Annotated in this window: 25 protein-coding genes; all 25 read right to left on the bottom strand. The window is 43.6% G+C overall.

Going from position 1 to position 25,791, the window contains the following annotated elements:
- Positions 1 to 10: 10 nt before the first annotated feature.
- The gene (gene flhF, locus NTW12_01485; GenBank protein MCX5845023.1) at positions 11 to 1,144 is read right to left on the bottom strand and encodes a flagellar biosynthesis protein FlhF; all 1,134 of its coding nucleotides are present in this window, start codon (positions 1,142 to 1,144) and stop codon (positions 11 to 13) included.
- Position 1,145: 1 nt separating this feature from the next.
- The gene (gene flhA, locus NTW12_01490) at positions 1,146 to 3,215 is read right to left on the bottom strand and encodes a flagellar biosynthesis protein FlhA (protein MCX5845024.1); all 2,070 of its coding nucleotides are present in this window, start codon (positions 3,213 to 3,215) and stop codon (positions 1,146 to 1,148) included.
- Positions 3,216 to 3,222: 7 nt separating this feature from the next.
- On the bottom strand, positions 3,223 to 4,299 hold the full coding sequence (flhB, locus tag NTW12_01495; protein ID MCX5845025.1) for a flagellar biosynthesis protein FlhB: 1,077 nt from the start codon (positions 4,297 to 4,299) through the stop codon (positions 3,223 to 3,225).
- Positions 4,300 to 4,421: 122 nt separating this feature from the next.
- Positions 4,422 to 5,195 carry a flagellar biosynthetic protein FliR gene (fliR, locus tag NTW12_01500; protein ID MCX5845026.1) on the bottom strand — a complete coding sequence of 258 codons (774 nt, stop codon included), beginning with the start codon at positions 5,193 to 5,195 and terminating at the stop codon, positions 4,422 to 4,424.
- A gap of 146 nt (positions 5,196 to 5,341) precedes the next feature.
- On the bottom strand, positions 5,342 to 5,611 hold the full coding sequence (gene fliQ / locus NTW12_01505) for a flagellar biosynthesis protein FliQ (GenBank protein ID MCX5845027.1): 270 nt from the start codon (positions 5,609 to 5,611) through the stop codon (positions 5,342 to 5,344).
- Between the two features lie 23 nt (positions 5,612 to 5,634).
- Positions 5,635 to 6,420, bottom strand: a complete 786-nt coding sequence (gene fliP, locus NTW12_01510; protein MCX5845028.1) for a flagellar type III secretion system pore protein FliP — start codon at positions 6,418 to 6,420, stop codon at positions 5,635 to 5,637.
- The gene (gene fliO, locus NTW12_01515) at positions 6,413 to 6,817 is read right to left on the bottom strand and encodes a flagellar biosynthetic protein FliO (protein ID MCX5845029.1); all 405 of its coding nucleotides are present in this window, start codon (positions 6,815 to 6,817) and stop codon (positions 6,413 to 6,415) included. The genes fliP and fliO overlap by 8 nt, the downstream gene beginning before the upstream one ends.
- Positions 6,818 to 6,826: 9 nt before the next feature.
- Positions 6,827 to 7,267: a flagellar motor switch protein FliN gene (gene fliN / locus NTW12_01520; protein ID MCX5845030.1), complete on the bottom strand. Its 441-nt coding sequence runs from the start codon at positions 7,265 to 7,267 to the stop codon at positions 6,827 to 6,829.
- Entirely contained in the window at positions 7,254 to 8,255 is a 1,002-nt protein-coding gene (gene fliM / locus NTW12_01525) for a flagellar motor switch protein FliM (GenBank protein MCX5845031.1), read from the bottom strand. The genes fliN and fliM overlap by 14 nt, the downstream gene beginning before the upstream one ends.
- A 78-nt stretch (positions 8,256 to 8,333) precedes the next feature.
- Positions 8,334 to 8,822: a flagellar basal body-associated FliL family protein gene (locus tag NTW12_01530; GenBank protein ID MCX5845032.1), complete on the bottom strand. Its 489-nt coding sequence runs from the start codon at positions 8,820 to 8,822 to the stop codon at positions 8,334 to 8,336.
- A 489-nt stretch (positions 8,823 to 9,311) separates the two neighbouring features.
- Positions 9,312 to 10,829, bottom strand: a complete 1,518-nt coding sequence (locus NTW12_01535; GenBank protein ID MCX5845033.1) for a flagellar hook-basal body complex protein — start codon at positions 10,827 to 10,829, stop codon at positions 9,312 to 9,314.
- 58 nt (positions 10,830 to 10,887) lie between these two features.
- The gene (locus NTW12_01540) at positions 10,888 to 11,532 is read right to left on the bottom strand and encodes a flagellar hook capping protein (GenBank protein ID MCX5845034.1); all 645 of its coding nucleotides are present in this window, start codon (positions 11,530 to 11,532) and stop codon (positions 10,888 to 10,890) included.
- Positions 11,533 to 11,563: 31 nt separating this feature from the next.
- Positions 11,564 to 13,144 (bottom strand): flagellar hook-length control protein FliK, encoded by a 1,581-nt coding sequence (locus NTW12_01545; protein MCX5845035.1) that lies wholly within the window; start codon positions 13,142 to 13,144, stop codon positions 11,564 to 11,566.
- Positions 13,145 to 13,357: 213 nt separating this feature from the next.
- Complete coding sequence (locus NTW12_01550; GenBank protein MCX5845036.1) at positions 13,358 to 13,939, bottom strand: hypothetical protein; 582 nt, start codon at positions 13,937 to 13,939, stop codon at positions 13,358 to 13,360.
- Complete coding sequence (fliJ, locus tag NTW12_01555) at positions 13,936 to 14,379, bottom strand: flagellar export protein FliJ (GenBank protein ID MCX5845037.1); 444 nt, start codon at positions 14,377 to 14,379, stop codon at positions 13,936 to 13,938. The genes NTW12_01550 and fliJ overlap by 4 nt, the downstream gene beginning before the upstream one ends.
- 11 nt (positions 14,380 to 14,390) lie before the next feature.
- A complete protein-coding gene (gene fliI, locus NTW12_01560) occupies positions 14,391 to 15,701 on the bottom strand; it encodes a flagellar protein export ATPase FliI (protein MCX5845038.1) in 1,311 nt (436 codons plus the stop codon).
- Between the two features lie 48 nt (positions 15,702 to 15,749).
- Positions 15,750 to 16,424, bottom strand: coding sequence for a FliH/SctL family protein (locus NTW12_01565; protein MCX5845039.1), 675 nt, complete (start codon positions 16,422 to 16,424; stop codon positions 15,750 to 15,752).
- Entirely contained in the window at positions 16,417 to 17,421 is a 1,005-nt protein-coding gene (gene fliG, locus NTW12_01570; protein ID MCX5845040.1) for a flagellar motor switch protein FliG, read from the bottom strand. Before fliG ends, NTW12_01565 begins: the two co-directional genes overlap by 8 nt.
- 24 nt (positions 17,422 to 17,445) lie before the next feature.
- A complete protein-coding gene (fliF, locus tag NTW12_01575; protein MCX5845041.1) occupies positions 17,446 to 19,035 on the bottom strand; it encodes a flagellar basal-body MS-ring/collar protein FliF in 1,590 nt (529 codons plus the stop codon).
- 30 nt (positions 19,036 to 19,065) lie between these two features.
- The gene (fliE, locus tag NTW12_01580; GenBank protein MCX5845042.1) at positions 19,066 to 19,368 is read right to left on the bottom strand and encodes a flagellar hook-basal body complex protein FliE; all 303 of its coding nucleotides are present in this window, start codon (positions 19,366 to 19,368) and stop codon (positions 19,066 to 19,068) included.
- A 61-nt stretch (positions 19,369 to 19,429) separates the two neighbouring features.
- Entirely contained in the window at positions 19,430 to 19,861 is a 432-nt protein-coding gene (flgC, locus tag NTW12_01585) for a flagellar basal body rod protein FlgC (GenBank protein ID MCX5845043.1), read from the bottom strand.
- Position 19,862: 1 nt separating this feature from the next.
- Positions 19,863 to 20,237 (bottom strand): flagellar basal body rod protein FlgB, encoded by a 375-nt coding sequence (gene flgB, locus NTW12_01590; protein ID MCX5845044.1) that lies wholly within the window; start codon positions 20,235 to 20,237, stop codon positions 19,863 to 19,865.
- A gap of 288 nt (positions 20,238 to 20,525) precedes the next feature.
- Positions 20,526 to 21,884, bottom strand: coding sequence for a sigma-54 dependent transcriptional regulator (locus NTW12_01595; protein MCX5845045.1), 1,359 nt, complete (start codon positions 21,882 to 21,884; stop codon positions 20,526 to 20,528).
- Complete coding sequence (locus NTW12_01600; protein MCX5845046.1) at positions 21,877 to 23,223, bottom strand: ATP-binding protein; 1,347 nt, start codon at positions 23,221 to 23,223, stop codon at positions 21,877 to 21,879. The genes NTW12_01595 and NTW12_01600 overlap by 8 nt, the downstream gene beginning before the upstream one ends.
- Entirely contained in the window at positions 23,195 to 25,363 is a 2,169-nt protein-coding gene (locus NTW12_01605; protein MCX5845047.1) for a tetratricopeptide repeat protein, read from the bottom strand. Before NTW12_01605 ends, NTW12_01600 begins: the two co-directional genes overlap by 29 nt.
- Positions 25,364 to 25,791 lie beyond the last annotated feature (428 nt).

A 25,791-nucleotide genomic window follows, 5' to 3' on the forward strand; every position in this document is an offset into this window, starting at 1 on the left:
CCTCCATAATCTATGACTGGTGCATGATGAGTCTGGCAATTCTGCCAGGATTCGCATCTTCTATATCGTTCGGTACATTCTGCCCGTTGGTCAGATATGAAATCGGTTTACCGACGTGATCTATCACATCATACATGGAACCGAAGCCCATGGCCTCATCCACTTTTGTAAATATGATGTTATCGTAGTTAATCATCCCAAATCTTGCCGAGGCATCCAGCATGTTTTCCCGACTTGATGTCAAACTTAAAAGAAGATTGGTCTCTACAGGAACACCAACATTAAGAAAATCACGAAGCTTTTCCATGTAGCCTTCATCATTGCGACTTTTCCCCGGTGTATCCACCAAAACCAGATCTTTATCGGAAAATCGACTGAGGGCCTGTTTAAACTCTTCTTTTTCAGAGACCACCTTTATCGGAAGCCCCATAATCTTTGCATAGGTCTTTAATTGTTCGGCCGCGGCAATTCTATACGTATCTGCGGATATAAGGCCGATACCTAATTTCTCACTCATTGCATAATGCGCCGCCAGTTTAGCCAAGGTTGTTGTTTTACCCACGCCTGTGGGACCGATAAAGGCAATGACTCCCCTCTTCTTTTTTTTACTTGAAACGGGGATAGACTTTATTATTGTTTCCTCAACAAATTTAAAGGTATTATCAAAACTATCTATTTTATCTATTGTAGTAACCAGCTTATAAGCCCTTTCCCGAGATACACCGTTTGCAACTAAGTGATAATAGATCTTCGATGGAGGGCCGGGAAACAAATTTTTCTCCCACGCGCAGAGGACATCCATGAGGTTATTCAGATACCCTTTCAACTGGTTCATTTCCCTGCGGATCGGGTCTTCTCTCCTCAAATCCCTTATTAAGGATTTCATTTCATCGAGATCATTCCTGATTATATCCAAGTCAGCCGACCCGCTCAACCGGTAACCGGCGCTTTCCTCCTTTTCGCTGGATTCACGGAAACTAAGCCTGGTATCACTTTCATCCCTGGCAGCTGTTATCTCAAGAAGTGGTACTTTCCCCCCCTTCATCCTCTTTGTCGACAGGATAACGGCATTATCGCCCAGATCGTTTTTAATCCTCGTTAAAGCCTCCTGAATACTCTTTACTTCATACCTTTTAATCTGCATCTTACAACTCCACCATACCAAGTGAATTAATGTTCACATCGTGTGTGATCTCATTGTGGGAAAGAACAATAATGCCTGGGAAGAACCTTTCCAATACCTTCTTTAAATGAATCCTCGTTTTTGGAGAACAGACGATGATCGGCTGAAGACCTCTTGTCGTAAAAGTATTCATAAATTTCTGAAGATTGCTGACAATTCTCTGTATCAAATTAGGATCTGCAATGAGGTACGACTCATGCTCCGTATGCTGAATGGAATTGTTTATATGCTCTTCAATCTCCGGTGAAAGCATAACGACGGAGATATTCCCTTTTTCATCCTTGTACTGCTTTGATATTGTTCGTGCCAATGACTGACGAACATAACTGGTTAATAGATCGACATTTTTAGTAATTGGCAAATAATCCGCCAGGGTTTCCAGTATTGTCAGAAGATCGCGAATAGAAATCCGCTCTTTAAGGAGTCGTTGTAATACCTTCTGGACAGTTCCCAGCGGGATGACATTGGGGACGAGTTCTTCTACGACCTTTGGATGGCTGATGGCCAAATTATCCAGCAACGATCGAACTTCCTCCCTGCCCAATAACTCGTCGGCGTGTGATTTGATTAGTTCTGTCAAATGGGTTGTAATTACCGTAGCACAGTCAACAACGATAACACCCTTTGCCTGTATATTTTCCTTTTCCTTTTCATTTAACCAGACGGCAGGCAGGCCAAAGGCAGGTTCTTTTGTCTGCACCCCCTTTATGGTAACTCCCCGATCCTCGGGAGTTATAGCAAGATAATAGCCTGGCATTAACTCACCCCTTGTTATTTCAACCCCCTTTAAGAGAAACGCATACTCGTTAGGCTTCAACTGAAGATTATCCCTGATATGAATGGCGGGTATAATAAATCCCATTTCCATAGCCAGCTGCTTCCTCAGCGACTTGATTCTCTGAAGAAGTTCTCCACCCTGCCCTGCATCAACGAGGGATATCAGACCATAACCAACCTCAAGTTCCATCAGATCAAGCGCAAGAAGTTTTTCCACGGACTCTTTCGGTGCAACTGTCGGCGCGTCTTCTCTGACCTCTTCAGTTTTCTTCATACCCTTAAAAAGATTGTATGCTAACACACCGGTGATCAGGGAAATAATCATGAAAGAGACTTTCGGCATACCGGGGATCAAACCGAATATAAAGAGCATAACCGATGCCGTGGCTATGGCTTTAGGCTGCACAAAAAGCTGGCCTGCCAGATCCGCACCAAGATTGGAGGATGACGTAGACCTCGTTACCAGCATGCCGGAGGCTGTTGATACAATAAGGGCGGGTACCTGGGTAACAAGGCCATCACCAACGGTAAGGAGAGTGTAGTTGCGTGCCGCATCCGCAACCTCCATACCCTGCTGCAGTACGCCGATAATCAATCCTCCCACAATATTTATTAATATTATGACAATGCCTGCAACTGCGTCACCCCTGACAAACTTGCTTGCCCCATCCATTGCCCCGTAGAAGTCTGCCTCTCTTTCAATTTCAGATCTTCTCCTTCGGGCATCCGCTTCCGAAATAAGGCCTGCATTGAGATCCGCATCAATACTCATCTGTTTACCAGGCATGGCATCCAGTGTAAACCGTGCTGCAACTTCTGCTATCCTTGTGGCGCCCTTGGTAATAACGACGAAGTTGATCAGGGTAAGAACAAAGAACACAATTAAACCGACAACATAATTCCCACCGACAACAAATGTTCCAAATGCTTTTATGACCTGGCCGGCAGCGGCGGTCCCCTCATTTCCGTGAAGAAGAATCAGTCGCGTTGAAGCCACATTCAAAGATAACCTGAGAAGGGTTACCGTAAGCAGGAGAGAAGGAAACACTGATAGATCGAGGGGTCTCAGAACATACATGGACATCAATAAAATGATAATGGATACGGTAAGGTTGAATGAAAGGAGTAAATCGAGTAAGAAAGTCGGCAGCGGTACGATCATTATGATAAGAATACCGATAACACCAACAGCCAGGACGGCCGTCCCGCTTTTATCCCATCCGCGAAGAGAATCAGCATTTGCGTAAGTTGTCATGTTTCTTTTACACCGCTACCCTTTTTTTCTTTAAGCCATAAACATACGCCAATACTTCCGCAACGGCTTTGTATAAATTTTCCGGTATTACCTCATTCATATTTGCCACCTTATACAATACGCGTGCCAATGGCTTGTTCTCGACAACAGGCACATTGTTCCTTCTGGCAATTTCCCTTATTTTTTCAGCTATGAGTCCTACTCCCTTGGCAACAACAACGGGAGCAAACATCTTTAACTGATCATACTCCAGAGCGACAGCTATATGGTCGGGGTTCGTGATCACGACGTCCGCCTTGGGAACACGCGCCATCATCCGCTTACGCGCCATTTCCCTCTGGATACGCCTCACCCTTGCCTTTATAAGTGGATCCCCATCTACCTGCTTGTACTCATCCTTTACCTCCTGCCGTGACATTTTGAGGCCCCTTTCGTGTTCCCAACGCTGATACACGTAATCCAGGATTGCCAGAACTATCAACACCCACGAGGTCCGTAAGATAATTTTAAATGAAATCCGCCCCATATAAACCATTATATCCCCAATACTCTCATCCATCAGGGACGGAAGGTTTTCAATTTCTCCGCTTACCGTTATATAGGCAACATACCCCACGATGCATAGTTTCAGGATACTCTTTGCCAATTCAGCAAATGATTTAAGGGAGAATAACCTCTGAAATCCATTGATTGGATCAATTTTAGAAAACTGAGGCGTTAGTGCCTCTGTAGAAACTACAAAACCTACCTGGACGAAATTGGCTAAAAAACCCGCAATCAGGACGGTCAAAAGAAGCGGCGCAATGAGGATAAAAAATTCATAGAGCCAATCTACGGCAAGCGCTTGAATATTATTGGTGTTAATGAGTAATGTGCCTGATTCCTTTAGAAAACCGCTTATGAGACCCATCAGCTTCTTAACCAGACGGGTGGAGTCAAAATAAAAATACGTCAAACAAGCTAACAATATAGCGGCCGAGGCTACTTCCTGGCTTTTTGCGACCTGACCCTTTTTTCTTGCCTCTTCCCGTCGCTTCGGCGTCGCTTGCTCTGTTCGTTCCTGATCTTTATCGTTTTCCGCCATGAACTGATCCTTAACATAACACCGCCCTTCGGGCGGGGTTCAAGGAATTTTTATCATAATTACTTCCATCAACTCCAACCATAGGGCCGAGATGATGACACTTCAGTCAAAAAACCGTCTTTTTATTGCATGAGACGGAGAAGTGAAATAATTTCTCCCTCAAGATTCGAGAAACGACCCTCCAATATCCGCACAAAGACCGGGAGCGTTAATCCAATGCCGATCAAGCCGATCGCTATTTGTAGAGGAAAACCAACGATAAATATGTTTATTTGGGGTACCGTCCTTGCCACCAAACCCATCCCAACACTCAAAAATAGCAAAGCGGCAATTATGGGCGCTCCCGTTTTGATTGAAACTTCTAGCATATCTTTCACAAAAACGAGTACCAACTGCATCAATCCTCCCGAAAAATGAAAACCAAGGGGAGGAAGTATTGTGAAACTTTCTGCTATGGCATATAAAAAAATATGATGGCCGTTCATAATCAGAAATATCAGCATAGCAATGAGATACTGAAACTGAGATATAATGGACACCTCGTCATTATTGGAGGGATCAAGCACATTCACAATGGAAAAGCCCATTTGAAACCCGATGAGCTGTCCGGCAAGCTGGATCCCTGCGAAAATCAACTGGGCGGTAAACCCTACCATAACACCGATCATAATCTCCCCCGCCATCCGGAAGACGAAAGTAAAGATGTCAGCACTGAGGGTCCAAGCCGTCGTCTGAAGAGATGGAATGATAAGAAATGTAATTAAAAGAGATAATCCCGCCTTAACCCTGACAGGAATTGTCCTGTCTCCCAGTATCGGGATGGTTATAATCATTGCACTGACTCGAAGAAGAGTTAAGATTAATATTTCTGCCTGTTCGGCTGTAATGTAAGGCATATTTCAAATCGAAAATCCCAAACTATGGTTTTTCTCCCATTTAATTGCAAAAAGGATTCGAGGGTTCAAAAATTCGAGGTTCAAGGTACAAGGAAACTCTAACCTTGAACCTTGCATCTCGGCCCCTTGAACCCCTGAGATACCTTCTACCTGATATACATTGGAAAGTTTGCAAAAATATTATGAGTATAGGTTATCATTATATTAATCATCCACGGTAATGTTATAATCAGAGCAACCAAGACAGCCACAATCTTGGGAACAAAAACTAACGTCATCTCTTGAATTTGCGTAACGGCCTGGAAGATACTGATTACGAGTCCGACAACAAGACCGACAAGCAGCATCGGCGCCGATATCAAAAGGGTCACTTTTATCGTTTCAACTGCTATACCTATTACGAAATCACTGGACATTCCGAATATCCTCTACAATTTAATTACATAGGTCCAAAGCTTTGAACCAACGACCCGACGATCAAATACCAGCCGTCAACAAGGACAAAAAGGAGCAATTTAAAGGGCATACTCACCATTACAGGGGGAAGCATCATCATTCCCATTGAAAGAAGTACACTGGCAATAACCATATCCAGTACCAGAAAGGGCATATATATTAAGAATCCAATCTGAAAAGCCGTTCTTAATTCGCTGATTACAAAGGAGGGAATCAAGACTGAAAGGGATATGTCCGCAGGAGTGTCCGGTCTTTTCGCTTTTGATATTTTTACAAAGAGGGCAAGATCTTTTTCCCTTGTCTGTTTAAGCATAAAGTCTTTTATCGGCGGGGTGCTCAGTTCAAATGCCTTTTCTCCCGATATTTGATTGTTGAAATACGGTTGGAGGGCCTGCGTATTGACCTTTTCCCAGACGGGCGTCATAATAAAAAAAGTTAGAAAGAGTGATAGCCCAACGATAATTTGATTAGGAGGCAACTGTTGCGTCCCCAGGGCATGCCGTAACAGAGAAAATACGACAACGATTCTCGTAAATGAGGTCAACATAATAAGAATGGAGGGAGCAAGAGCCAATACGGTAAGTAACATGAGGAGCTTTAGTACCGTCGATACCTGACCTGATTCCCCGGAACCACCGATATTCAGATTGATGGTCGGAATAGGAAGGGGTTCAGACCACGCCGATGGAATGACTAAGAATAAAACACCAGCAAATATCAGTAGACATATCGTATACTTAATTAGATTTTTATAGGCTCGCTTATTCATTCTCTCTCGACCCTCTCCTCGTCTGTCTCGGGGCCAGCAACTTACTTCTGTACGACGACAGATTATCAAAAAGGGAGACGGGGTTCTTTTTGTCTCTGTCAAAATCCTTCAGACGCTCTAAGGATTTGGGGTCCGAAATCGTTGTAAGCATAGTAATCTGGTTATTTGCCATACTAATTACGATGATGCTGCTGAGGACATCTATAAGCATAATGCTGCATTTCGGTCCGATATATCTGGTTGATATGATTTTTATAAACTTTCCATCATCAATGCCTGACGCTGTTCCCTTCATAAACTTTTTCACAAAATACATTGCTGCAATCATAATCCCCAAGACTACGGCGAGCGCCGATATCATTTTTACCAGTGACGAAAAGAAGTCCACTGCACCCATTGAGCCCTCCTATCTGAGTTTGCTGATTCTTTCCGCAGGTGAAACGATATCGGTTAAACGAATGCCGAACTTTTCATTGACTACCACTACTTCACCCTTAGCGATCAATTTCTGGTTAATAAAAAAATCCATCGGTTCACCCGCAAACTTTGCCAGTTCAACGACTGATCCCTGTCCCAATTGCAAAAGATCTCCAATCAACATCTTGCATCTGCCGAGCTCAACGGTTACCGTAAGAGGAATATCCAGAATAAATTCAATATCTATGGCAGCAGAGCTTTTTGGCTCCGTTTTCTGAAGCTCCTCAAAATTTGCTGTACTTGCGGCGGTTTTTGGTTGTTTCTTCGATGCCGACATCTCTTCCTGAACATCATCCCAGGTGATAGTATCATCCCCTTTATTGTCAGAATCTGCTCCCTTCATCAGGTTGTCTATTTCACTCTGTTCCATACTGAATAACCTCTTTTCTACTGATTAAATGTTTAATCTGTACGGCCTGGTTTCCCCTGCACACGCCCGGATATCCTCTAAATTTGAGCATACCTTCCATATATATATCAATGGGTTCCGAAGCATATTGATCCAAGAGAATTACATCTCCTATTTTGAGATCTCTTACATCACGAGTCAAAAGATGTGTCCGCCCCAACAGTACTACTAACTCAAGCCCGGCGTTCATCAGCTCATCCTTCATACTTTTCTCCCACGCCCTGTCTATCTCAGGATGATCGCCCTGAAAACCCTCCATTAATTTCTCTCTGATCGGTTCCAATGTTGAGTACGGAACACATAAAGAAATGATCCCGGAAGAATACTCCATCTCAACTTCAAAATTAACAACGATGACGACGTCGGTTAAAGGAACAATTTGTGCGAACTGGGGATTAACTTCCGACCGCTGATAGGTCATTTTTACATCTAACAATGCCTTCCACGCTTTTTCGAGATCAAGGAGGGCACTTACAACAACCTTTTTGATCAGATTATTTTCAATAGGTGTAAACTCTCGCCCTTCCACCTTAAATCCATCCCTTCCCGAACCTCCAAAGACGATATCTACCAGAGTAAATATAACTTTTGACTCAACAACGATGATCGCATTTCCCCTTAACGGATCTATCCGGAAAAGATGCAGGCTTGTGGGAACGGGCAAAGTCTTAAGAAAGTCTCCATACTTTATCGTATCAATAGATAAGGCGCTTATATTGACAACTTTTCTCAGCAGTGATGAAAGCGTGCCCCTGAACATTCTCGCGAACTTTTCATTGGTCATCTCGAGGGCGGGCATTCTCCCCCTGATGATCCGATCCTGGCTGGTAAGGTCATAGCGTAGAACAACCGAGGGATCATGTTCTTTCTCCGGCTCGGTCTCAACTTCACCATCCGATATTCCTTTGAGAAGAGCATCTACTTCTTCCTGCGTTAATATTTGGGACATAAGCACCCCTTTAACTATTTAAACTCTGAAATGGCCGGTCCTTAATTTCTCTGCCATTTCCGTCATTATGGATAACAACTACTGAACGACAAATTCTGTAAAGTAGACCTTAACGATTTTTCCTTTGGTCAAAAAGCTGTTCAGTCGAAGCATTATCTCTTCCCTCAAACGCTGTTTTCCAGAAATGTCCATGATATCTTTATACGTTTTTGATGAAAGAAGATCCAAAACGTTATCCCTCAGTTTCGGCTTTAATTGGTTCAGCTCGTCAATACAATTTTTATCTGATACGTCGAGCTCGATAATAATTTTCAGGTATCTGTCAACACCACCTTGATCCTGTATATTCACGATAAAAGGATCCATAGGCCATATAGCTCCTTGCGGCGCCTGCTGCTCTACTTGATCTTTCTTATTGAAAAATTTTTTATAGTAAACAGTCCCAACAGCTCCGGCCGTCACCACGATTAATGCGGCAACGCCTATAATGATAAGCTTTTTAAGAGGCAATTTCTTTTTTTTCGGAACCTCTTCCACTGCCTTTTCATCTTTTTCTTCTCTTGCCATTGCATCCTCTCGGTCATCATGAAATGTTGAAAGTTATTTTAATTTAACCTTAAGCATCCTGAAGGCATTACTGAACGGTGCTCGCAGAACAAATTTGCAAATAACATACCAGGGTGATGACGGCACGGGAAAGGTTGCAATGATCGGTATATCAGCAGATTAGGTTTGGTTACTAAAGACTACAAAAAGTGATCTTTTTGACAGACGGTCAGAAATTTGACAAAATATTAAGGTAGGTGATCTCGAAAAGAAGGCGCAACAAGATAACCACGAAGGGCTTTGGAAAAGCTCCGGGAGCAGGCGTGCGAATGCGAAAAATCAGTACAACGGCGTAAAGCCAGTCATAAGGAGTGAAGCATACGCAGACGTACTTCTCAGTTCACCCTGAACTCGCAATGGGCAATCTGAAACGTCCTTTGATCTATTGGACTTTTTGCAAGGTTGTTACAGAAAGGGCTGAGGAAATCCTCAGCCCTTCTTTAGGGTTAATTACCTCTTAATATTCATCAGTTCAGTTAGCATCGCATCCTGTGTGGTTATGACCCTGGCGTTTGCCGAGTAGGATTTCTGAGCAGTGATCATGTTAATGAATTCCGTCGCGATATCGGTATTCGACATCTCGAGACTGTTTGACGATACGTTACCCATTCCGGAAGCGCCCGGAACGTTTCTGATGGCCGGTCCCGATGTTAGCGTTTCGCCAAACAGATTGGAACCCATCTTTTTCAGTCCCCATGGGTTGGAGAAATTGGCAAGGACAATCTGAGCCACGTCCGCCGTTTGTCCGTTCGTGAAGAAACCGCTTATATTCCCATCATCTCTTACGGAAAGGCTCTTCAAGAGACCGGAGGCATAGCCGTCATTGGAGAGTGATTTAATGACGGACGTACTGGCGTAACCCGTAATGCTCAGAGCGCTGTTTCCGACCAGATCCCAGTTAACGACATTGCCGCTGCCAATGGTCCCCCCGTTGGGTAGCGTTCCGAAGGTGACGTTCATATCCAACGGCGCCGTCTCGGTATGCGTGAGGGTAAATGTTGCCGTATCATTGCTTGCCCAGCCGCCAGCCAGGGTAAGAGTCACATCTGTGCCGCCATTACCATCAAGATCGAGTGTAACGGTCGTGGCGTTAGCGGAAAGTATTGTGGCATTCGTATAGCCGCCGGGGGTGGTTACTGTCCAGTCGGCTGCTGTGGCGCCCATCGTCAGCGTTATAGAACCCATCTGATACACCTGTCCTGGTTGATTGAGGGCGGCCGTGGCAGTTCCGGCTCCGCTAGAGGTAACAGCACCGACGGCCCCCGTATAGATTGCACTGAGATCACCATTGGAATCAAACTTGAGCCCTTGAGCGGTTTGAGCTTGCGCATCCGTTCCGTCCATGTTGGCCTGGAAACTCCACATCCCATTCTCCTCTGTCTTCCTATATACGACGCCGAGGCTGTGTTTCTGTCCAAGAGAATCATATACCGTCTGTGTCGTGTTAAAGGTTTCACCTGCCTCTGTAGCGGAGTTCAAATTTGAACCAACAGAAAAGATGTTTGTCACCGAAGGAGAAGACTGGACGTTTCTCAGGTTTATATCGGTAATATTATTATTGTTGGTGCCAAAGAAATTGTAGCCTTGAAGTTTGTAAGTGTTTGTATCGACAAGATAACCGTCGCTGTTAAGGTGAAAGGCGCCCGCCCTCGTGTAATACGAGGCGCCGTCTTGATCATTCACCATGAAAAATCCGTCCCCGTCGATGGCGACGTCCGTGGCGTTTCCTGTCGTCTCAAAAGAGCCTGGCCCAAACAGCGTACCGACCTCTGATACCTCAACACCGCGTCCTATCTGCATAGAACCCGACGAACCGCCTGAAAGACTCTGGCTCAAGACGTCAGAAAAGAATGTCTTTCCCGCCTTATAACCGATAGTATTAACGTTAGCGATATTATTCGCGATGACGTCCATCTGCTTTGAACTGGCATTTAAGCCCGAAATTCCTGCCCATAATGCACTTCCCATTTTTTTGCCTCCTTGCAATTAAATTCATAATTTCTTTTTTAGTTAACCATTTGCGGCTTCAATTCGCCGGCTTCCTGACGGATAGAATATCTGCAAAAGCGATATCCTGTCCGTTCACGGTAAGGTAAGGAACATTGTTTTTAAACGTAGCACCTGTTACCTTACCCGTTACCATTGACGTAACAGATACATCTTTCCCGCTGCTGTCGGTTGCAGACACCTCAAAAGTATAAGTCCCTGCTGAAACGTTCGAGCTGTTCCACGTCAACGAATTAATACCGGCTTTTTGAGATCCGAAGCTAAAGGTTTTCATTAACGTCCCCTGGGCATTGTAGATTTTCACGGTTCCCTGCTTCACATCACTGGGCAGATTATAGTACAGTGTATTTGTTGATCCTTCCACAGTAGTCGTATTTCCTTTCGCAGAGACCTCATTGCCGATGAGATTCGCTACCTGGACATTATTCAGGGACGAGAAGGATGTCCCCAACGTTTGCAGTTGTGTATTCATGTTCTGCAATTGTTCAAGACTCGAAAACTGGGCAAGCTGGGCAGCGAAATTCGACCCATCGAGGGGGTTAAGGGGATCCTGATTCTTGAGTTGTGCGATCAGCATCTTCAGAAAATCATCCTTCCCCATTATGGTGTTCTTCGTCTGAGTGGAACTGGTAGTCCCACTATTTATACTCGATACCGTAGCCATCTCTCTTCACCTCACATATATGATTAATTAATTATGCAAATAAACTGATAACACCCAAAGAGGGATCATTTAACTCATTCCCGCCTGACGGCAATATTTGAATGGGAGAATTATCCTCTTTTGTGTTATCTCTTTTTCCCCGCCCTTCCTCAAAGAAGGCGCCGCCCCCGGGCTGGAATCCCGGATTACCGTCATAAGATCTTTCCTGGACAAGAACTTCAAAACGATCGATGTTTAACCCCTGACCTTGAAGGGCGGTTTTTAATTGGTCGAGATTGGTGTGCAATACCTGCTTCACATCATGATTGTCTGCAATCAGTACCATCCTGACCATGTCGTTATGAACCCTGACATCCATATTCAGTGTTCCGAGATTAGGCGGCTCCAGCGTGATGACAATCCTGCCGGATCGATTCTTCATCATATTCGCGGCGCCGTCCTCAATCTGCTCCATAATGTCCTGAAACTGAAGAGGCGCAATATCACCATTCATATTTGTCCCCGAACTATTCCAAACACCTTTTACCCCGGAGTAATCAGCATTAGCCGTCCAGAGCGTGGTATCACTTTTCCCGGCAAGGGGTTCATTATCTATTCCTTCAACAGACTTTTCTGATTTGAACACTTCTGAGAAAAGATTTTTATTATTTTGCATCTCTTCACTTGCTTCATTCAGCCGCCCCGTTGAAATTGAATTTTCTTTTACGCTCTCTAGCTTCTGTTGCTCACTCTTTAACAGTATCTCCTGCCCTTTCGGATCAGATGATACTTTCTTACTACTTACTCCCTTGATATCGAGCTCCTTCGAAATGTCTCTTTCACCATCATACTTTTGATCTTCCTTTTCATCACCGGAGCGGGAAATTCTCATTTCTTCAGATACATTCTTCTTGGCGAGTTTATTACTCTTCAAACCGTCGGCTGATAGTGCCCCTAAATCACGGGCGAGGTCATCTGAGAGCATCGTATCGACTGAAGGTGACTTCTCCACTTTTCCAAATCCACTGACTCCCTTCTTTAACGATAATGTACTTTCCTTTTCTATCGCGGATCTAATTTGCGAACTCTCACTACCATGTCCAGGAGATTCATCCGGCAGATTCAATGCATCGCCTTTGTCGATACTTCCTTCACCCATGGGGGATTGAGTTTTTCCTGATTTACCAAGGAGTTCTTTGCCCGTTTTTTTAGCTTCCGCAACTCCCCCCGATGCTAATTCTTCTGGATTGAGTTTCATATTTTTCTCAAAAGGTACCTGATGTTGAAACGCAATCGCATCTCCATTCATTTCTTTTGTTCCCTTTCGGGACCAGTACCCGCGGCCAACCTTAACACCAGCCAATCGCCCCTTTATCTCATCTTTCCCGGTTGTCAATTCTGCCTGGCAACTTACAGAACCTTCCTTTTCGGTATCGCCTTTCTCAATCGAAAAAACCGTGCCTTTTTGCTTCATTATGCTGGCAAATGAACCCACACCTCCAATGATGTCAAAGAGGTCTGCACCATTTTGCTTTCCTTTCGATAGCTCCTTAATTCTATTGGACACACCCTGAGACGTTGGTTGATCTTGACTTCCGCCACTTAATGTCAACTGTTGCATTGAAGTATCCATTTTTCACTCCAGTATTATTTGATAAGTTGTAAAGGCAAGAGACATGCCATGTCGAACTCAAATAAAATAACCAGCTATTTCATGATGTTATTTAGATGTAGGAACTGACGGGATTTTCAGGGGGGGGTAAATATTGCCCATTCTGTCACAGTGAATTTGAAAAAAATACCTAGGGAGAAAAATAAAAAGGTGGGATAATGTAGTGTAGGTATTTTACATACCGCTGATAGTCTTGGCGATTTCCACTGCTTTCTCAGGGTCGAGGTGCCCCCATACGGCACCGGCCTTTTTAGTATTCATCTGCATGATAATCCCGGCAGCAGTTTTATTGTCCATTTTACTGAATAGGGCGCCCACCTTATCGGGGGGGGTTGCTTCATACACCTTAGCCAATTCTTTAATTTTTTTAATATTTTCCATTTTATCAGATTCTTGAGGAACTGTTATTTTTTCTTCCCGGTTTCGGAGCATTTCTATTTTCGCCACAACCTCATTCTTTAATAAATGAATCCTCTTTTCCTCAAATTTAACGAAATTTTCTCTGTTTTCAAGTTGCCTTCGTCTATCTTCCAGGGAGATGATCAGGTTCCTTTCATTCATCAGCGTATCTTCAAAAACATCTCTTACCGGTGCGCGAGCGGCTGTTTGCGAGGATACATCAGCCAGGGCAGGTTTGGCTGTCCATAACGAATAATCAAAAATATCTGACCTTTTCACAATTTCCGCTATGGCAAGAATTTTCGTCATAAACAGGAATAAAATGAGGATTTCGAAAGCAACAATTATTTTTTTCATTTTCTCAGACCATGAGCAAATTTGATTATTGTAAAATCGTCAAGTTCTTTGCGAGCTTTAGTAGCCATCTCCAGGAGATATTCAGCCTTTTTTTTCTCCCTTAAGGTTTCCATAACTTTCCGTTTTTTAACCGCCTCCAGGAGAGCATGCCTTTTTGCTTCGGCTTCCTCCTCCATTTTGCAAATAACAGCCCTCTGCTTTTCTTCTTTGCATTTCAGGTATTCAATGAAGGCAAAGTGCCGCTGGATCACATCGGAGTTTACGGCATTTTCCTGAATTTTTGTCAATTGTACAATCCTATCTTTTTTTTCTTTTTTCAAATCTTCTAAAACGACCCTGGCCGCCTGCAGACGGTTCAGAGCATCGGAAAATTCAAGCTGACACTGCTCCTCTATCTGCACCCTGAAGTTTAACACCGCCTCCAGATCAAACCGAAACATACTCATCTTTCCTATTCAAAAAGGGCGAACATTCCCCTTCTGCTTTCTTTAAAACCTACTGATTCATTGATGGCCTGCATAGAAAAGGCATTCACCCTGCCGATCATCTCTATTGCAAAATCAACTTCATGGCTGCTGCCCTTTACATAAGCGCCAATATTTATGAGATCTTCAGCCTTCTTGTATGTTGCAAGGATGTTTAAGATACTGCCTGCTTTCCCCTTGTGCTCATCATCAACCACATCAATCATAACCCTGCTGATACTGCTCAGGACGTCTATCGCCGGATAATGATTCTTTGCCGCCAGAATGCGAGAAAGTACAATATGACCATCCAAAATCGATCTTGCCGCGTCTGCAATCGGCTCATCAAAGTCATTCCCCTCAACCAGGATTGTGTACAGGCCTGTTATACTTCCCTTGCCTTCCACGGCGCCAACCCTCTCAAGAAGCTTCGGCATAAGGCTGAACACCGAGGGCGTATATCCTTTTGTCGTCGGTGGCTCACCGATGGATAGACCAACTTCTCGCTGGGCCATGGCAAACCTCGTCAGAGAATCAACCATAAGGAGCACATCCTTCCCCTGGTCCCTGAAATACTCGGCGATAGATGTTGCAACATATGCCGCTCTCATCCTTATGATGGGGTGCGTATCCGAGGTAGCGACAACAACTACGGATCTCTCCAAGCCTTCTTTGCCGAGATTCTTCTCGATGAACTCCCGCACTTCCCGTCCTCTCTCGCCGATGAGCCCGATTACGTTTACATCGGCCCTGGTGTTTTTTGCCATCATCCCTAAAAGAATGCTCTTGCCAATACCGGACCCGGAAAATACCCCCATTTTCTGCCCCTTACCGCAGGTGAGCAACGCATTTATAACCCTTATTCCGAGGTCCATCACCTCCGTAACTCTTTTCCTCTTCAGAGGATTGATCGGACTGAAATATATGGGGTATTCCGTTTGGTACCCTATTGGTCCTTTGCCGTCAATGGGGTTCCCCATGCCGTCAATCACGCGCCCAAGGAGACCTCTCCCGACTCTGACATCCGCCTTCTTCCCAAGTGATATAATCTTGCAGCCGGGACCCACTCCGCGGATAGTTTCGAGAGGCATCATGAGAACCTTGCCCGTCTTAAAACCTACTACCTCGGCACTGAGCGGCTCTTCATGGCCGTTTGTATAAATTTCACACATTTCTCCAATAGAAGTACAAGGGCCATGCCCCTCCACCACCAGACCAATGACCTGGCTTACTTTACCGAAAACCTTGATAGGATTTACTTGTTCAATTAGCCTGAAACATTTGTCAAAATCGAACATTGCTCCGGCCGTTGCTTCTTTCACTCTTTACACCTCATTAGAGAACCTTCACTTTTTACCGGTTATGGCCTTCCTCACTTCATGAAGTTGCTGATCCAATCTTGCGTCCACCTCACCAAACGATGTTTCTATAACAACCCCGCCCCGCCTGATGCTGTTGTCTTCTACAACCGTCATATTCCTGATATCGTCGAAACTATCAATAATCCCTGGATTTATCTCCATCATATTTCGATAATCCTCTGGATTCAGTCTAACCCTTATCCCTTCCTTATCAAGTACTTGTTTTATAGCGCTTTTCAGAACACTATAAACGATGTCTCTGTTTGTGGAAACTTCTTGGCTGATGACCTTTTCAGATATGGAAAAAACCAGATTTAATATTTTCTCTTCATTGCCTTCGAGGATTTCTTTCCTTAACCTATTAAGTTCCCTCATTGAATTTGCGAGGGTTTCTGTGGCCTGAAATAACCTTTTTCTCTCTTCTTCAGTACCTTCTTTTATTCCTTCTGAATATCCTTGAGCATATGCCTCCGTTTTAGCCCTTTCAATAATCGAGGGAATCTCGACTTTTACTGAATTATTCTCCGTTTTCCCCTTTTTCCTGCCGTTAGTTTCCCCATCTCCTTTCTCTTTAGAATAAAATCTTACAAATTCCGGTGTCTTAACTTCAGCCGATTTTATGAACGTAATGTTTTCAGATTTGATGACCTTATCAGACAAATTGGTCACCCCCCTCACCGCGCATAAGAACAATTTTTCCCTCCGCTTCTAATTTTCTTGTTGCGTCAAGGATAATTCTCTGGCTCTTTTCTATTTCCGATAACCTTATGGGAGGCATCATTTCTATATCCTCCTTCAGCATTTCAGCGCCGCGTTTTGACATATTCCTGAAGATAACACCCCTCATTTCATCATCAACTATCTTCAAGGCGCGCGCTAAATCTTCAGTAGTAACTTCCCTCAATAATTCCCGGATGCTCTTATCATCCAGTTTGAGGATATCTTCAAATGTAAACATCTTTTTGCGTATCTCGGCTGCAATTTCCGGAATAGTATCATCAAGCGATTTCATAATAGTGTTCTCGGTGTTTCGGTTCATCCTGTTCAGAATTTCAGCCACCATGGCAACCCCACCGGGTTGCAGGTCACTGACACCTCCCACAATAATCTCTTTTTCAAGTGTGTTTGCAATATCCTCTACAAATTCATGAGGAACACTTTTCAAGGTCGACATCCTTTTCACAATATCAGACTGCATCTCAGGAGATAGACCTTCCAGAATGCCCACCGCCTGTTCAGTTCCCACATATGAGAGGATCAGGGCAATGGTCTGCGGATGTTCAGTCCTTGTGAAATCTATCAATATCTGGGGATCTATTTCCTGCAATTTTTGGATTAAAGGATTATCGTAAGGTGTTTCGTTTCCCACTGTCCTTGCAATACTGGCTAAAATATCATGAGCTTTTTCTTCTCCTGCAGCTTTAATAATGAGTTTTCTCAGGGTGTCGCCATGAACCGGCAGAACCCCGCCCTTCTGCCTCGCCAGGGTACAAAATTCCTTGGCTACATTATTGACATCTTCCAGGGACACACTGTTGAGCTGGCTCATCTGCTTTCCGATCCGTTCGATCTCTGAGGGGCTGAAATTTTTCATCACTTTTCCAGCCAGTTCCTCATCCAAGGATAACAGCAATATAGCTACTTTCTCTTCATTCATGATTTTTATTACGATCCATTTACTCTACCGCAACCAAAGTCTCAACAATTCAGCAAATCGTCTCGTATCCGCGTTGGCCATCTGCCTGACTAAATCAGTTTCGGTCAAAGCCGTCATTGATTTGTCTCCAATAGACAATGGCCTCGAAATCCCTTCCAGTTCACCCGGAGACAGTGAAGGAGCTTCCCGTATGGCATATTCCGGCGTCTTCGCTCTTACCAGCAACATCTTAATCAGCGGCTGCAGAACAAAAATAACCAATAATATGAGCACTGCCAAAATAACCAGATACTTTATTACAGGATAAAACGTGGTTACTTTCTCCTGCCATGATTCTTTCCCCGTACCTGTATCGAATTCACCCTTATTGAAAGGAACATTGGTAATGACAACCTGATCGCCTCTTTTTGCATCAAAACCTGATGCCTTTTTTACAAGTTCTTCCATGTCCGTGAGTTCCTTCTTTGATCTCTGCTGGAACTCCTCGACTCCTTTATCATTTTTAACATAAATCCCATCTACCAACACAGCTACTGACAGTTTTTTGATCTCCCCTACCGGCATGACCGTTTTACTAACGACCTTGTTTATTTCATAATTTATAACTTCATCCAATCGTTCATTCCCCGGTCCCTGTTTCCCCGTCGTCGTACCGGCCTGTTTGCCTCCAACAGGTGCGATTGTTGACTGGCCTCCCGCGGTCTGCCCGGTGGAAGTTGATTTCTGAGACTGACGCTGCATGCTTCTTACCACAGGCTCTTCGGGATCATATTTTTCCTCCGTTTTTTCCGTAATCCGGAAATCAAGATCTGCGGATACTCTCACCACCGCCTTGCCTTCACCCACCACCTTTTCCAGCATTGACTGGACTCTGTTCGTCAGATCTTTCTCGACATTTCTCTGATACTCAACCTGGGAATTCGACATCCCCGCAAGCTTTAATTCATCTTGTATCTGAGACAACACCTTTCCACTACTATCAACCACCATAACATTGGTGGGATTCATTCCTTCCACAGAGCTTGCAACTAAGTGTACAATTCCGTCTATCTGTCCCGTACGTAAGGTTCTGCCTGATTTTAATTTAACAATAACGGAAGCGGTCGGTTTTTTTTGATCCTCTATAAAAAGAGATTTTTTAGGTATAACCAAATGGACTCTACTGTGCTGTATTTCGTCCAATCCGTTTATGGTTCGGGAGAGTTCACCCTGAAGAGCCCTTTGGTAATTCAACTGCTGCACAAACTCCGTGGCGCCGAGAGATTTATTATCAAATATTTCAAAACCAACCCCACCACCCTGTGGTAGCCCTGAAGATGCCAGTTCCAATCTCAGTTCTGAAATCTTCTCAGAGGGAACAAGGATAGAATCACCTGTCGCGGATAGCTTGTAGGGGACCTTTTTTTCCTGAAGTCTCCCGACGATATTTCCCGCATCCTCTGTGCTGAGATTTGAAAACAGCACGCGATACTCTGGGCTATTGGTCCAATAGACCATTGTCCCAATACCGATAAAAGTGACCGCGGCTATAATAAGGAGGGTTAATTTTCTTGATGGCTCTAAAGAATTAAAGCCTTTCCATATCTGGGAAAAAAAATGAATAAGAGATTCCATACTAAATACCGTAACAGTTTAAAATATATATCAAACTTGCATTCTCATAATTTCCTGGTAGGCCTCTATAATCTTGTTCCGCACCTGCATCATTGTCCTGAATGAGATATCAGCCTTTTCCAGTGCAATTACTGCATCTTGAATGCTTCCGGAATTTCCCAGTTCAACCTTTGTGATGGACTGATCGGCATCTAATTGAAGCTGGTTGATTTCATTTATTTTATTTGTTAGGATCGTGCCGAATTCTGTTTTGCCCCCCTGACCGGCATCTTTTAATTTGCCGGCCGCTGTTGAAGGCTGGTATACATCCCCCTTAATCGATATATTACTCATCCCGAAATTACCTCCCACACTTTTTCGACTGGAGACACTTATCCCTTTTTTTACTTGCGTCCTACTTTCCTATTTCCAATGTCTTGAGCGCCATGTTCTTTGAGGCGTCAAAGGCCGTTACACATGCTTCATACGCCCTGTTGGCAAGCATCATATCCACCATCTCCGTTACTACATTAATATTCGGCATGGAAACAAAACCCCTTTCATCAGCATCCGGATGACCGGGCATATGCATCATTTTGGTGCTTTCATTTGTTCCGGCTTCTTCAACACCATCGACTTTTACCGTCCTTACTGCATCTCTCAACTTAGATTCAAAATTACCGTCGACCTTTTCAGAGGAAAAAACCACTACCTTCCTCTTGTACGGTCCACCTTCCGGGGTTCTTGTTGTATGGACATTAGCAATATTGCTTACAATAACATCCATTTTCGCCCGCTGAACCGCAAGCCCCTCTCCACAAATCTTAAAGGGTGTATAGAATTCCATATCACTTCACCTCATTTAAAACAGTTTTAATACTTTTCAATTTCCGACTTAAAAGTTCAACAGATAGATTATACATAAGGTGATTTTCCGCAAGATTGACCATTTCAGCATCAATGCTCACTCTATCACCGGTATCAGTGATCTCACCTTCTATTATACCGGCATTTGCAAACTGCCCTCTATAGTGCCTTTTGTCTGTCTTCATCAACTGTTTTTGCATCTCTTCTCCTATAATACCTTTGAAAATCAAATCTTTGGGTGTGTATTCAGGCGTATCGATGTTTGCGATGTTTGAGGTAATTACCTGATGCCTCTGTGACCGGAAATCCATCATGGAAGACAAAAGCTTGATTGTTTTCCCAAACAGAAAATCCATATCCCCCCTGGTTATTATGCGCCATGAAAAATCGACAAATATCTTTTTCAGAATTATCTTTGCAAAGGATATACCAAAAGAACTCTAAAAGGTCTGCATGTCGATGTTGCGCACATTATTTAAACAGAACCTCAGACTATCTCTTATCTTCAACCTTATGAACAATCATGCACCGGTCGTTGCAAAGATCCCGCATAAAGGGGCGGAAAATTCACATGATCAGCAATGTTACGATAACCGGGAAAATTTTTCCGGCCTCACAAAGAGGCATTTTTTTGACTGTCCTGTTCATAAATCCGCCATTTTATACTCATGCAGCTTGTTTCGCATGGTACGAACGCTGATGCCCAGAATTTTAGATGCCTTCGTCTTATTCCCATTGACCTCTTTGAGTGTTTCAAAAATGAGGCTCTTTTCCATCTCCCATAAAGTAGAGCCCGTGGGAGAAACGGTAGCTGAATCAGCTTCCCCAATCTTCTCTTCATCTCCCTCAAGGCACAGATGTTCTGGACGTATTATCCCATTATCAGCTATTAATACGGCCCTCTCGATAACATTTTCGAGTTCCCTGACATTTCCGGGCCACGAATAGCTCTTCAACACGGCTACCGCCTCATCAGACAGGACAGGCTTTTTTCTTCCCGTAAGCTCACTGTATTTCTTCAGAAAATAATCATTGAGCAAAGGGATATCACCCATTCTGTTTCTGAACGGCGGTATGCTGACCGGTATGACATTCAGCCGATAATATAAATCCTCTCTGAACTTTTTTTCTGAAATGTCTCTTTTCAAGTCGGAGTTTGTTGTTGCAATGATCCTCACATCTACAGGAACGGTTTCTCTGCCTCCCAGTCTATCAATTTCTCCCTCCTGAATGGCTCTGAGAAGCTTCGCCTGGAGCTGCATGTCCATCTCGCTAATCTCGTCCAGCAACAAGGTTCCTCCGTCGGCCAGTTCGAATTTTCCCAATCTTCTCTGCAATGCACCGGTAAACGCACCCTTTTCATACCCGAACATTTCACTTTCAAGAAGATTATGGGGAACGGCAGCACAATTAACTGCAACAAAGGGCTTATGGGATCTGTTACTATGGCGATAAATATAACGGGCAAATAACTCCTTACCTGTACCGCTTTCACCTTGAATCAAAACACTGGATTTGCTCTTTGATACACACTTTAGTAATTCCAGCAGCGAAACAATCTTTTTATCGCAGGTGATAATCTCTCTTATGGATGATTGAGTTTCTTGCTCATTTATTAATTCATTTTCTTTTTTTGAGTTATTCAAAAATACATTTTTTACAACCGACTCGAGGTCATCAAGGGAAAACGGCTTCATGATAAAATCAGACGCCCCTTCCTTCATCGCCTCAACAGCAGTATTAACTGTTCCATAAGCAGTTATTACAATGACATGTGTTTCCGGCGAAATCTTTTTGACACCTCGAAGCACCTCCATCCCACCTACTTTCGGCATTCGCATATCGGTAATAACAATATCAAATCTTCCTTTACTAAATTTTGCCAGGGCATCTGCACCATCTATTGCGGCTTCTACTTGATATCCGCAGCTCAATAGAGATTCGGATAAGGCCATCCGCATGGATGGATCATCATCAACTATTAAAACCACCCTCTTATTCATGTCTATCACCTAAGATACTAAAATGATTAGCTACTTCAGAGATCGTGCTCACCTGAACCAGGGGGAAGAGTATACTGAAAACCGTGCCGCCGTTTTCCCTTCTTTCAACATCGATAGCCCCCCCATGAATATGGACGATGTTATGGACGATGGCCAGGCCCAGACCCGAACCCCTCTCCCTTGTGCTGAAAAAAGGATCGAATATCTTTTTCAAATTCTCTCCTGGAATCCCGACCCCGGTGTCGGAGATTCTGATTTCAACGGTTCTATCGCCTGTACTGCCGACTTCCCGCCCATGGGACACAATTGTTTCAATATCAAGCCATCCACCATCCATCATTGCCTGTATGGCATTTAACAAAATATTGAGAAAAACCTGTTTGAGCATCTCTATATCCCCTCTGATAAAGGGCTCAAAATGTGAATATTTCACAGATAGCGATATGTCTTCCTGTCTGATAATCGGATCGGAAAAGCGAAGTACTTCCTTTAGTACTTGATGAAGGTTAACTTCCCTCATCACGGGATTGTTCTGCGTCGTGAACAACAGGAGGTTCGATATCTTGTTGTCCATATTTTTTACCGAGGTGATGATGTGCGACAATCTCCCTTGACGCTTCTCGTCTTTAATATCTTTCATCAGCAAAGAGGCAAATAACTCTATGCTACCGAGAGGATTCCTTATTTCATGGGCGATATTTGCCGCCATCTCGCCCATTGCCGCAAGCTTCTCCGTACGCTTCGCCATTTCTTCCAGCTTCTCAATTTTGGTAATATCACGCAAGATAAAGACATTCCCTATGATTTCTCCTTGCTCTGCCTTCATGGGAGACCCGAAAATCTCTACGATCCTTTCCCTAAGGGTTACTTTTCTCCCCCTGTCCGCAGGATAGTCGGTGCAGTCAAAGACGTTCATCTCTAAAATATTCAAATCATCAAGCAAAACCTTTAGATTTTTCCCTACAACCTGATCCTGAGAGATACCGAAAAATGTCTCAGCGCACCTGTTCAGTGTTGTTATTCTTCCGGCGAGATCTGTGACAACTACACCGGTGGTAAGACTTTCAAGTATGTTTTGCAGATAATTTTTTACCTCATCCTTTTCCGCTATCGTTTGCTTTAGTTCCTCATTTTTAATTTCCAGTTCTCTGTTTATCTCTTCAAACTTCTGCTCCAGATTGTCAAAAGCCTTCTGAAGCCTGGCAGTCGCCTGATTAAATTCATCAAAAGATCGTTGTAAGAAGAGGTAATGATCTTCTGACATTTCTGAATTATTCATGATACCGTCGTGTTTCCCTGAACATTTGTTTTTAATGCCGAGACGATGCATATCTTTCATTCCAGCCGTAATCTTTTAGCGCATAATCGGCAAGATTTGACCAAAAGCCTTCACCGCCCCTACTTTTCAACTCAGAAAATGTCTTATCCGCCATCGCAGAGTTTCTCAATTCTACGTACCCACGCCCCATATTATAGATTGACCATAAGCCTTCGGTATGACCATCAAGTTTTGCCAGCGATTTCTTGTACATAGATATCGCTTCCGTGTATTCTTTCATCTCGTACAGACAATCTCCAAGACCTCTATATGAATCAATAATGACAGCAACGGGGTATTTTTGACTCTCCCTGTTATAGATTTCTATAGCCTTTTGATAATTTGCCATCGCCAATGACAGCGAATTCGTCGCCTTCAGGCACTCAGCATAGTTCCGATATACCACAGCCATACCTTCAGTACCTTCGCCAGAAGCCAAAGCCTTGGCATAGGCTTGAGCGGCCTTATCATACAGGCCCTTTTTAAAATAGACATTCCCAAGAATTCTATTGATGTGTCTCTGTATATGACCTTCCGGCGCTGAATGTTTCACCGTTACCTTCCCCGGATGTTTGCTTTTGCGGTTATGGACAGTCATTCTTCTTTCAGTTGCCAATGGCGACACCGTCAACTGTTGCAATATCTTCTCGACATTTTCATAATTTCCCCTTTCACTCTCAACATCAGCTAATGCCAGTACAATCTTATTCCTATCGGCAACACTCCCACATGTTTTCAAAAGTTTCTCAAAGACTTCCATCGCTTCATCATAAAGACCTATCCGCCTGAGACTTTCACCCATACTGTAAGCCATCGTGAAATTGTCTCCCGTAATCAGACCGTGTTCTCGAGACCTAAAGTATGTATCTGTAACTGCCGCATAATCTCCCTTTATAAAGCTCTCGTCTACCAGCCGATCGGTAGTCGTCAGGAAATACTTTACAGCTTCTCCCTTGTATTTTCCCTGGGGAAACTGCCTCAGCAGAAGATTGTAGGTATCAAAACTCTCCTTATACCGACCGCTTTTATAGAGGACATAACCCTTTTGAAACAGTAACTCCTCAGCTATGTCGCCGGGTGGGAATTTGGCGAGCAGATCGGTATACGCCTGGAGCGGATCCCGGTAATTTTGCATCCCGTGGAAATATGAGGGCACTTTCAATCCCGGCTTCTTTACACCCATATTTGCCATGATAACAGCACTTTCCAATGCTTCACGGCTATTGGGGAATCTTTCTATTAAGAGGCTGAACATCTTGAGGGAAAGGGGAAGTTGATCAAGTTCTGCGAACGAGCGGGCAATAGCAAAGAGCACTTCTTTGTAACTCTCGCTATCCGGGAATGCATTAATATAAAGGAAAAAAATCTTCAGGGCATCATGATATTTCATGCTCCTGAAGTAATGAAACCCTATATTTAAAAGGACAGCTTCGGGAATGTTCTGCAAATCAGGCCACCTATCCAGGGCGTCCTTATACCATTTGCCGGCTGCCTCCTCATTATGAATCTGCGAGTAACAGTCGCCCAGGTTAAAATAAGCCGTTTTAATATATTCTCCACCAGGAAATTTACGCACATATTCTTCAAACTTATCAGCGGCCTCACTAAATTTCTTTGTTTTGTAGAGCATTTCTCCCATCCTGAATACAACTTCCGGGATATAGGGTGATTCGGGATACATTGTGGAGAAATTTTCAAACTCCCGTTTCGCCTCATAATTAAAATTTAACGCCGCATAGCTTTTTGCCACTCTGTAGTGAGCAACTGCATTTTCATCACGAGAAGCCGGATACTTCAGTATAATATTTTTATAAAGATCAGCCGCGCCCAAGAGGTTATTCGTATTTCCTTGAAAACCTAAGAAAAAGTAACAATCCGCTATATTTCTCATTACCTTTTCGTTCTTGGGAGATTCACCGGGTTCCTGTTGCAAAACCATTTTCAACTTTTCCAAAGCGTCCGAATATCTGCCTGATTGAAAGTCACTCATTGCCTGATCATATAAAGGATCGTTCGATACTGTACCACGACTGACCGTTGCCAGCCGCTCCGGTTGCTCTCTATTTTGACTCTGCTTATTATCAGCACCACCTGCAGTTATCCCGCTTAACTGGCAAACAAGAAGCACTATTAATATGGATACACTTATGAACTTCTTCATATTTCCAACTATACAATACCTTGGCGATTTTTACCTCTATTGCCTTTAATTCTTCAATGTTCGATATCTCCAAATATAACCAATGTGAGGACACACACTATTTTTATCGAGATATCTTTCACGCACCCTTTTCGAAGTGGGTATTTTTGTCATGGTGATAAACCTTTCCCCAATATGCCAGTTAGAGGCTTTAGCAATTTATATACCATCTATCTATAGCCACGAATTTCTTTTAATAAACATGACCTTAAAAGAGTATTGTCTCTCCATCAAACCGCTTTATTGCACGCATTTAATGTCAAATAGTCATCATTCAAGCCAATTTTTTGACCGAGATGCCTCCTGCAAGCTCGGTCTTCTGCAATGAATATTTTTTGCCGGGGGCTTCTCGCCTTTTAGTCGTATTTTTCTCGCAGTAACGTCTGCTT

This window comes from Deltaproteobacteria bacterium, assembly GCA_026388545.1.
Lineage (GTDB): Bacteria > Desulfobacterota > Syntrophia > Syntrophales > UBA2185 > JAPLJS01.